Below are 10000 nucleotides of genomic sequence, written 5' to 3'. Positions count from 1 at the left end.
CTCATGCGGCCTCCCGCTTCTGATAGAGGCGTTCATCGCGGGCAAATTCGTCGAATGTGTCGTGATGATCGGTGAAGCGCAGCGTTTCCTTGGCCCCCAGCCCCAGAAAGCCCTTGCGCGACAAAGAGTCGGCAAACAGGGCCACGGCGCGGTTTTGAAGGTCCCGGTTGAAATAGATCAGCACATTGCGGCACGACACAAACTGCGTTTCGGCAAACACGGCGTCCGTGACCAGCGAATGGTCGGAAAACACCACGTGCTTGCGCAAAGACTTGTCAAAAGTGGCCGCGCCATAGGCGGCGGTGTAGTAGTCCGACAAAGAGGTCTTGCCGCCCGACAGGCGGTGGTTTTCGGTAAACAGACGCATCCGGTCGAGATCATAGACCCCGGCCTCGGCCTTGCGCAGCGAGTCCTGATTGATGTCGGTGGCGTAGAAGAGGGTGCGTTCCTCAAGGCCTTCTTCGCGGAACAGGATGGCGAAGGAATAAAGCTCCTCACCCGTCGAACAGCCGGCGATCCACACCTTCAAAGAGGGGTAGGTTTTAAGATGCGGCACCACCTTTTCGCGGATGGCGCGGAAATAGGCCGGGTCGCGAAACAGCTCCGACACCTGTACGGTCAGATAGCTCATCAGGGCCCCCAGCATGGCCTCATCGTGCAGGACCATGTCCTGAAGCATCGAAATCGAGCGGCAGCCGAAATGGTCGCGCGCCTGCAACAGGCGGCGTTTGATCGAGGCCATGGCGTAGCCTCTGAAATCATAGTGATATTTGAGATATATCGCCTCAAGGAAAAGGCGGACTTCTATATCCTCGATCTTGTTATGCACAACACGTCACGCACGCCAGCCGCTAAAAGGAAAGTCACTCTAGGGTTATCGCGTATAAAAATAAAATCAGTAACTGCATCGGCAACAAATTAGGTTGAACCGTTAGTTACCTCGGTACCCAGACGCGCACCAGCGACACCAGCTTTTCGACATCGAGCGGCTTGGCCATATAGTCATTGGCCCCGGCGTCGAGGCAGCGTTCCTGATCGTCCTTCATCGCCTTGGCGGTCAGCATGATAACGGGCAGCTTCTTCCATTCCGGCCGCTTGCGGATTTCGCGCGTGGCGGTCAGGCCGTCCATTTCCGGCATCATGACGTCCATCAGAACCAGGTCGATGGCGGTGTCGGCTGAGGCCTGCGCCACCTCCAGCGCGTCGAGCGCTTCGCGGCCATTGCGGGCGATCTGCACGATGGCGCCCAGAGGCTCGAAGATGTTGGTGACGGCATAGACGTTGCGCACATCGTCTTCGACGACCAGCAGACGCCGCCCTTCCAGCATGTTGTCGCGCCCCTTGGCCCGGTGCAGCATCTTCTGCTGTTCGGGAGACAGGTCCGACACCATCTGATGCAGGAACAGGGTCACTTCGTCGAGCAGGCGCTCCGGCGACTTGGCCCCCTTGATGATGATGGACTTGGAATAGCGGCGCAGCTTCTGTTCGTCCGCCGCCGAGATGTCGCGGCCCGTATAGACGATGACCGGGGGGAAGGCGTAGTCCTGCTCAGTCGAAAGCGTTTCCAGCAGCGAATAGCCGCTGGCATCGGGCAGGCTTAAGTCCAGCACCATGCAGTCATAGGTCTGCGCCTTCAGTTCCGCCAGACACTCTGCCGCCGTGCCGACGGCCACGGTTTCCACGTCCTGCGTCTTCAACAGCGCCATCACCGAGTCGCGCTGCACGGCGTCGTCTTCGACGATCAGTACACGGCGCATCCGCTTTTCGAGACGCGTCTCAAGCTGGGTGAAGGCCTCGACCAGTTCGTCGCGCTTGACGGGTTTCAGCATGTAGCCGATGGCCCCCATCGACAGGGCGGCGTGCATGTAATCATTGGCCGACACGACGTGCACGGGGATGTGCCGCGTCTTAGGGTCGCGCTTGAGGCGGTCGAGCACCGACAGGCCGGAATGATCGGGCAGGCCGAGGTCGAGCACCACGGCGGAGGGCACATACTGACGCACCATCAGCATGGCGTCTTCGGCCGTGCTGGCGATCAGGCATTGAAAGCCCAGATCCTGCGCCAGTTCGTAGAGGATGCGCGCAAAGGACGGGTCGTCCTCGACGGCCAGCAGCAGGCGCTTGTCGCCGCTGAGGCGGTCGCGGTCGTCAGGAACGCGCGTGCGGGTCGGCAGGATCGGGGCCGCCGGTGTATCCGCAAAGGTTTCGATGATCTGCGGTTCAGGGCTGCGCGGCGTTTCGCGCGGCGCCACCTGCTGCGGGTCGTAGATCAGCGGCAGGATAAGGGTAAAGGTCGAGCCTTCGCCGGGTTCGCTTTTCAGCTCGATATGACCGCCCAGCAGACGCGACAGTTCGCGCGAAATCGACAGGCCCAGACCCGTGCCGCCGTACTTGCGCGAAATGGTCGAATCCGCCTGCCGGAAGGCTTCGAAAATGCTCTGCTGCTGCTCGGCGGAAATGCCGATGCCCGTATCGCTGACGGCAAAGTGGACCTTGTTATCAGCCGCCGACATGCGCAGCACCACCGAACCGCTTTCGGTGAATTTCAGAGCGTTGGACAACAGGTTTTTCAGCACCTGCTCCAGACGCTGACGGTCGGAATCGAACAGGTCGGGCAGGGTTTCATCGGCTTCGACGCGGAAGGTCAGGCCCTTTTCGCCGGCCAGAGGCTCGAACATGCGCGTCATATCGCTGGCCAGACGGCGGAAGGAGACGGGCTCGGCATTGATGTCCATCTGACCCGCCTCGATCTTCGACAGGTCCAGAATGTCGTTGATCAAAGCCAGAAGGTCGTTGCCCGACGACTGGATGGTGCGGGCGAATTTGACCTGCTCTTCGCTTAGATTGCCGTCGCGGTTGTCGGCCAGCAGCTTGGCCAGAATCAGCGACGAATTGAGCGGCGTGCGCAGTTCGTGGCTCATATTGGCCAGAAAATCCGACTTGTAACGGCTGGCCTGTTCCAGCTCCTGCGCCTTCAGCGCGATGTCGGCGGCGCTGCGGTTCAGGTCGTCCTTCTGCTGCTCCAGTACGCGCGCCTGCTCGGACAGTTGCACATTGGTCTGCTCCAGCTCGGCCTGTTGCTGCTCCAGACGCAGATGCGATTCCTTGAGCGCGCGGCTCTGTTCCTCAAGTTCTTCGTTATTGACGCGCAACTCCTCGGCCTGGGTCTGAAGCTCCTCGGATTGCCGCTGGGTTTCTTCCAGCAGGTTCTGCTGCGTGGCGCGGTAATTGGCCGAACGCACGGCAACGCTGATGATGTCGGAAGAACGCTCAAGCAAGGTCATCGTGGCCGGATCGACCGTGGCCATAAAGCCCAGCTCGATCACGGCATCAACCTGCGCGTCCGTGGCGGCGGGGGCCACGACCACGTGGCGAGGCTGCCATTGCCCCAGCGCCGTGCCGACGCTCAGCAGGGGGTCGGGCAGGTCGGACAGGACGGCGATCTTGCCTTCGGCCGCCACCTGACCCACCACGCCCTCATTGAGTTTGAGCGTCAGGGGCAGGGCGGTCTCGGCGGGCACACCGTGCGTGGCGGCCTGTTTCAGTATGCCGCCGTCGCGCGCATAGAAGGCGGCACTCTGGGCGCCCAGATAGTCGCACAGGAAGGACAGGGCGCGCTTACCCACCTCATCGAGCGCCGGATCGCCGGACAGGGCGGCCCCCAGACCCACCTCGCCATTGGACAGCCAGTTTTGCAGGGCCTGTCTTTCGGTCGAACGGCGCACAATGACGGCGATGATCAGGGTCAGGATAATGCCCAGAATGGCGGTCGCCGTGGTGGACAGGATGGCCGTATTGAAGGCTTCGGCGCGTTGACGGATACCCGCCTGACGCCGCGCGTTTTCCGCGGCCTCAATCTCTTTGATCTCGCGGCGAATGATGTCCATATGGTTCTTGCCGAGGTGGCGGCTGACCTCGGCTGCAGCCGCCTCCATCCCCTGGGTGCGGCGGATGTCGATCGTGCGATGCAGTTCCGCCATCTTGAGATTGATGCGTTCTTCGATGGCATCGACTTGTGGCTTCAGCTCGGGCGACTGGGCCAGCAGCGTTTGCAGGACCTTCGCGCGCTCCTTGAGGACGAAGGTGGCGTTCTCATAGGGCACCAGATAGGCCTCGTCGCCCGTGATGATATAGCCACGCTGCCCCGTTTCGGCGTCGGTCAGGGTGGCGATCAGTTCGCTCAGGCCCAGTATGGTCTTGTGCGTCTCGGTCACCTCTTCGCTGTTTTTCCGCAGCGTGCTGATATTGGTGTAGGAGATGAAGCCGCTGATCAGGAAGAAGGCGGCAACGAAGATCAGCGACAACAGCACGCCCAGACTGCTGCCGGCGGCATGGCTTTTTCCGGGAAACAGAAAGGCCTTCAAAGCGTGAAGCGGACCATTCGATGTCATAAGCAGGCGGCCTTGGGGTAAGCGTGGAGGATCAGACGCGCATGTCCGCCGCAATGGCGTTCAGCACGGATTCGAGGGTCTGAAGATCGACCGGCTTGGTCAGGTGGTGGACGAAGCCGGCCTCTGCCGACTGTTCTCGGTGCTCACGCTCGTCCCAGCCGGTCTGCGCCACGAAGATGGCGTTGGCGTGGGCGGGCTTCTGACGCATTTCACGGCACAGGTCATAGCCGCTCATGCCCGGCAGGCCGATATCCATCATCACCACGTCAGGGGCATAGGCTTCACCCTCGGTCAGCGCCGCCTGCGGCGTCAGGCTGATGCGATAGTCATAGCCCAGCATCTCGATGATCCAGCCGGTCGTCTGGGCCAGAGCTTCGTTATCCTCGACGATCAAAATCTTCATATGTGTCTCTGAGGCTTACAGGTAGCGTCGTCTGAGGGCCGCCCCAAAGGCGGGTGGCCTGTGCCAAAAGTCTGCACGGTACGCGGAAAGCGGCCGACGCTGGCTGCGCCGTCCGGCAAAACAATAGGGCCTTTTTTGTGGCAAGGCAACCGAAAGGCGTTGTGTTTTGAAATATAGAAACGATACCGGTGGGTAAAAATGATATAGATTGACGCTTATGGATTATTTATATTTCTATTTCAGATAAAATTCAAATTTAAATTCAGTTATTACCAATTTTTATTGTTTAAAGGCAGTGAAAATAAATTTAATTAATTGCGAACAAAACAATTCTATATACTAATAGAATTGTTTTCTGTCTTCATTTATTGAGCTTTTTTTAAGCGGTGCCCGCAACCCTTTAGTAGGTGCTGGGTGGGTCAGAAGCCGGAAAGGTGTCTTCGACCATGGTATCTACCTGATCTTCGCCCAGATTATCGCGCACGGCGCGGTCTTCGCGCTGACAGCGTTTCAATGAGCGTGTCGGGTGCAGGAAACCGTCACAGAAAGCCCTGACGATGCGTATGGTCTGGATCATGGGTCACCTCCGTTGAAGCCCGACCCTAACCCCGCACGGGTAAAGACGAGAGAGGCAAGGGCCGTCGCCACGCAAAGAGGGTATAAGCGTGATCCTTGATATTGGGGCGCGTTTGCCATAGATGCAGGCCCCTATACCAAGGCTCATTGGAAATGAACCTTAGTATTCGTGTCTTCAACGGCCGGGTGCGGTCAGCACCTTCGGACGTTGGCATTATTCTGTACAAGGGATTCCCCATGAACGCGCTCGCTGAGGTCAATTCGTCACGCCTGTCGGAGGTCAACGCCTTTGTCGCGCGTTACCGCCGTGAGCGCGCGGCCGCGGCTTCGGTGGCTTTTGAGGCCTATCCCCTGCCGCAACTGGAAAAGCGTATCACCGACGCCCTGTCGGCGAAGGTAGGGTATGTGCTTGATATCAAGTTCGACCTGATCGACCGCGCCAAGATGGGCGGCGATATTGCCCTGCGCTTTCCACAACTGCTGAAGGACGGCGGGCCCAAGGGCTTTATGGCCAACCACCTGCCGTGGATCGTGGACATCCTCAACGGGCCGGACTTTGCCGACGCCATTGCGAAGCTCGAAACCAAGGGCATGTATATCAACCTGACCCTGTCCGATGGCTGGATGCTCAGCGGGGCACAGGCCGTGACCGCGATTGGCGCGCATTTCGGCGATTCCGACGCGCTCAAGGGGCGTTCGGCGGTGGTCGATTATTCGTCACCCAATGTCGCCAAGACGCTGCACGCCGGGCATATCCGCTCGACCATTGTGGGGCACGTGCTGTCGAACCTGTGGGAGCGGTCGGGGGCGGATACCTTCCGCGTCAACCACATCAATGATTTCGGTGGTTTCGGCTTCATGCTGGAAGGCTATCGCCGGTTTGGCGCGGTCTTCCCGGCGGATTTCGGCGATAACGACAAGCTGCTGGAAATCTACAAGATCCGCCGCTCGGTTGAGCGCATCCTCGAAGGCGGCAAGGCCCCCGATGAATGGGACGCCGAAGACGCCGCCATTGCCGGGCGATATTTCCCTGATGCGAAAAATCTCGAACTCTTGAAATATGCCTTCGCCGACTATGTGGTGGCCTCGGATGCGCGCTTCCGGGCGCTGGAGCAGGGCGACGCCGAAGAGGTCGCCCTGTGGATCGACATGGTCAAGTGGAGCCTTCAGTCGTTTGAAGGTTTCTATGACGCCTTGAACATCCATTTCGACCTCGTCCTGGGCGAAAGCTTCTACTATCAGGCGGGCGACGCCGTGGTCGAAGCGGCGCTGGCGTCGGGCAAGGCTGTGGTGTTCAGCGAGGCCGATGCCGAAGCCGCCATCGCCATCGAAGAGGCGCGTTTTGCCGCCGGCGAGATCGGGGAAATTGAGCGCGACACCCTGATAAAGTCGATCCGCAAGGATATCGGCGCGGCAGTAGTCCTGCTCGATAATAATGAGCGCTTCGTGGTGCGTCGCGCCGACGGGCAGAGCATCTATTCGACGCGCGATATGGGGGCCATCCAACTGCGCGCGCAGATGTTCGATCCCACCGACGTCTTTTACGTTGTGGGTCAGGAGCAGCAGGTGCACTTCAACCGCCTGTTCCGCTCGGCCTATGCGACGGGGATTGCCGATGCCGCAAAGACTGCGTTTCAGCACGTCTATTTCGGCTTCTATGTCGATGCGAAGACCGGCAAGAAGCTGTCGTCGCGTCAGTCGGTCTCAAACGTCATCGGGCTGTTGTCGGCGGCGCAGGTCTATTTCCGTAACCGCCTGTCTGACCGGGTGGATTCGGATGAGGCCGAACTGAGCCGCGCGGCGCAGGAACTGGCCATCGGCTCCATCGTGTTTAATGACCTCAAGCAGGACCTGAAAGGCGCGGTGGAAATCGATGCCTCAGATATGGATGCCACCATCGCCGGGTTTGAACGTTCAGGCGGGGCCTACGTCGTTTATGCGGCGTGTCGGGCGCGCAGCATTTTGCGCAAAAACGGCGGTGGCACGGCGAATATCGACGGTGTGACCTATGAGATCGACGCGCAGGAAGCCGACCTGCTCCTGAAGGTGCAGCAGATCCCGCAGAAGGTGGTGGCCGCGGCCAAAGCGGCCAATCCGTCGCTGCTGGTGCGTCACCTGATGGACGTCGCGGCGATCTACAATTCTTACTACACCCGCGTGCCGGTGATCAGCGACGGCGTGGCCAACCCGGCGCGCCTGATGATCACCCAAGCGGTACAGGTGGCCCTGACCCGTGCCCTGTCGATCTGCCATATCGAGTGCCCGGAAGCGATCTGATAAGAGAGGCGATCTGATAAAAAAAGCCGCCGGAGTAAATCCGGCGGCTTTTTAGTGTGCGGGTGGCAGGCTCTAAGCAGCGATTACGTCCGCCGGGGCCGTGCTGCGGATCAGGTGATCAAAGGCCGACAGCGAGGCCTTGGAGCCTTCGCCCATGGCGATGATGATCTGCTTATACGGCACGGTGGTGCAGTCGCCCGCCGCGAAGACGCCCGGCAGTGAGGTTTCGCCCTTGGCATTGACCTCGACCTCGCCATGCTTCGACAGGGCCAGCGTCCCTTTCAGCCATTCGGTGTTGGGCACCAGACCGATCTGCACAAAGATGCCCTCCAGTTCGATATCGTGCGTCACGTCGTGCAGGCGGTCCTTATAGCTCAGGCCCGTTACCTTGCTGCCGTCGCCCTTGACCTCGGTCGTCTGGGCATTGGTCAGCACCCTGACGTTCGGCAGGCTGTAGAGCTTGCGTTGCAGAACCGCGTCGGCGCGAAGTTCGGCGGCAAACTCCAGCAGGGTCACCTCGGCAACGATGCCGGCCAGATCAATGGCCGCTTCGACGCCGGAATTGCCGCCACCGATGACCGCCACGCGCTTACCCTTGAACAGCGGGCCGTCGCAGTGCGGGCAGTAGGCCACGCCCTTGTTCTTGTACTCGGTTTCGCCGGGCACATTCATGTTGCGCCAGCGGGCCCCGGTCGAAAGGATGACGGTGCGCGACTTCACCGAAGCCCCGCTTTGCAGCCTGACCTCGATCAGGCCGCCGGGGGTCGCCGCCGGGATCAGTTGCGTCGCTGTCTGGAGGTTCATGATATCGACCTCATAGTCCTTGACGTGCTGCTCCAGCGCAGTGGCGAGCTTCGGGCCTTCGGTGTGCGGCACTGAGATGAAGTTCTCGATATCCATAGTGTCGAGCACCTGACCGCCGAAGCGTTCGGCCACGACGCCGGTGCGGATGCCTTTGCGCGCCGCATAGATCGCGGCCGAAGCCCCGGCGGGGCCACCGCCGACGACCAGCACGTCGAATTCCGACTTGGCGCTGATCTTTTCGGCTTCACGCGATTGCGCACCGGTGTCGAGCTTGGCCAGAATCTGCTCCAGACCCATGCGGCCCTGACCGAAGGGCTGACCGTTCAGCAGGATGGTCGGCACGGCCATGACCTGACGCTGCTCGACCTCGTCCTTGAACAGGGCGCCGTCGATGGCGACGTGTGTGATCTTGGGGTTCAGGACGCTCATCAGGCTCAGCGCCTGCACCACGTCGGGGCAGTTCTGGCACGACAGGGAGAAGTAGGTTTCAAAGCGCAGTTCGCCGTCGATATCGAGCGCCTTGGCCTGCTCGATTACTTCGGCCTCAACCTTGGGCGGGTGGCCACCGACCCACAGGAGCGCCAGCACCAGCGAAGTGAACTCATGGCCCATGGGCAGGCCGGCAAAGGTCACGGCGACCTCCGGGCTGCCGCTGCGCACGATGTCGAACGACGGCACGCGCTCACCGCCAGACGAGACGGTCAGGGTCACCTTGGGCGAGGCGGCCACGATGTCTTCGAGCAGATCGACCAGTTCACGCGACTTGGGCTGATCATCGGTGTGCGCCACCAGTTCGATCGGCGTGCGCAGGTTTTCGAGATAGGCCTTCAGTTGGGCCTTCATGCCGTCGTCAAGCATGGCGTACTCCGTATATTGTCGTGAAAATCATTGTCTATATGCGGGCTCCGCAAAGCCCGGATATGGAAAATAATGCTGGCGCAGGCCCTGTGAGGGTACCTTGGGGGGACATGGGGGGAGGCGGGCCTCCCCCCATGCGCGGAGTTAGATCTTCCCAACGAGGTCCAGCGACGGGGCCAGGGTCTTTTCACCCTCTTCCCACTTGGCCGGGCAGACTTCGCCGGGGTGCGACGCGACGTATTGAGCGGCCTTCACCTTACGGAACAGTTCGGTAGCGTTGCGGCCCACGCCTTCCGAGGTGATTTCCATGAACTGGATGATGCCTTCCGGATCAACGAGGAAGGTGGCGCGGTCGGCCAGGCCGACGCCCGGACGCATCACGTCGAAATTGTTGGTGATGGTGCCCGACTGGTCGCCGACCATGTAGTAGTTGATCTTGCCGATGGCGGGCGAGGTGTCGTGCCAGGCCTTGTGCGAGAAGTGCGTGTCGGTCGAGACCGAATAGACTTCGACGTTCAGCTTTTGCAGGTCGGGATAGATACCGGCCAGGTCTTCCAGCTCGGTCGGGCAGACGAAGGTGAAGTCGGCCGGGTAGAAGAAGAAGATCGACCACTTGCCCTTGGTGTCGGCATCCGAAATATCGACGAACTTGCCTTCCTTGTACGCGGTGGCTTTGAAGGGCTTGATCGGG

General features: G+C 60.4%; 7 protein-coding genes. 1 reads left to right on the top strand and 6 read right to left on the bottom strand.

Annotation, left to right across the window (positions count from 1 at the left end; translation table 11 throughout):
• Position 1: 1 nt before the first annotated feature.
• The 4 genes from LDL37_RS05775 to LDL37_RS05760 all read right to left on the bottom strand — a co-directional run bounded on the left by LDL37_RS05775 (position 2) and on the right by LDL37_RS05760 (position 5371).
• Positions 2-829: a CheR family methyltransferase gene (locus LDL37_RS05775; RefSeq protein ID WP_290795498.1), complete on the bottom strand. Its 828-nt coding sequence runs from the start codon at positions 827-829 to the stop codon at positions 2-4.
• Positions 830-935: 106 nt separating this feature from the next.
• Positions 936-4391, bottom strand: a complete 3456-nt coding sequence (locus LDL37_RS05770) for a response regulator (protein WP_290795496.1) — start codon at positions 4389-4391, stop codon at positions 936-938.
• 31 nt (positions 4392-4422) lie between these two features.
• Positions 4423-4794, bottom strand: coding sequence for a response regulator (locus LDL37_RS05765; RefSeq protein WP_290795494.1), 372 nt, complete (start codon positions 4792-4794; stop codon positions 4423-4425).
• Positions 4795-5194: 400 nt separating this feature from the next.
• Positions 5195-5371, bottom strand: coding sequence for a hypothetical protein (locus LDL37_RS05760; protein WP_290795491.1), 177 nt, complete (start codon positions 5369-5371; stop codon positions 5195-5197).
• 236 nt (positions 5372-5607) lie between these two features.
• On the opposite strand from LDL37_RS05760, the gene argS reads away from it, so the two are divergent.
• A complete protein-coding gene (gene argS / locus LDL37_RS05755; RefSeq protein ID WP_290795489.1) occupies positions 5608-7647 on the top strand; it encodes an arginine--tRNA ligase in 2040 nt (679 codons plus the stop codon).
• A gap of 72 nt (positions 7648-7719) precedes the next feature.
• Here argS and ahpF read toward each other — a convergent pair whose 3' ends face one another.
• Positions 7720-9309, bottom strand: coding sequence for an alkyl hydroperoxide reductase subunit F (ahpF, locus tag LDL37_RS05750; RefSeq protein WP_290795487.1), 1590 nt, complete (start codon positions 9307-9309; stop codon positions 7720-7722).
• A gap of 144 nt (positions 9310-9453) precedes the next feature.
• Complete coding sequence (gene ahpC, locus LDL37_RS05745; RefSeq protein ID WP_290795500.1) at positions 9454-9996, bottom strand: alkyl hydroperoxide reductase subunit C; 543 nt, start codon at positions 9994-9996, stop codon at positions 9454-9456.
• Positions 9997-10000 lie beyond the last annotated feature (4 nt).

It is taken from the genome of Asticcacaulis sp. (assembly GCF_020217185.1).
Lineage (GTDB): Bacteria > Pseudomonadota > Alphaproteobacteria > Caulobacterales > Caulobacteraceae > Asticcacaulis.
This window is presented reverse-complemented; position numbering and strand designations above follow the sequence as displayed.